Annotated in this window: 1 rRNA gene; it reads right to left on the reverse strand. The window is 42.3% G+C overall.

The annotated features are described in order from the left end of the window. Positions 1-107, reverse strand: a 23S ribosomal RNA gene (locus M3593_RS23830); the annotation flags it as partial. Between the last annotated feature and the right edge of the window lie 238 nt (positions 108-345).

The following is a 345-nucleotide window of genomic DNA, read 5'->3' on the forward strand; positions in this document are numbered from 1 at the left end:
CCGGATCAAAGCTTACTTACAGCTCCCCGAAGCATATCGGTGTTAGTCCCGTCCTTCATCGGCTCCTAGTGCCAAGGCATCCACCGTGCGCCCTTTCTAACTTAACCTAAAAGGTCATTTCTCTAATTGAATAGAGAGAAAACTAAAATGGCGATCACTCGGTTTTCTTCTTGGTTCTTCTTACTTACGATTATCTAGTTTTCAAGGAACAAAAAAGCTTTGAGAGAATTGCTCCCTCAAAACTAAACAAACAAGCGTACAACTATGTGGATTACATCCACAGTACGAATCGAAAGATTCGCATTCCGATTGCCCTTAGGCAATATCCTTAGAAAGGAGGTGATC

The sequence above is a fragment of the Mesobacillus sp. MER 48 genome (assembly GCF_023714225.1).
Taxonomy (GTDB): domain Bacteria; phylum Bacillota; class Bacilli; order Bacillales; family Cytobacillaceae; genus Mesobacillus; species Mesobacillus oceanisediminis_A.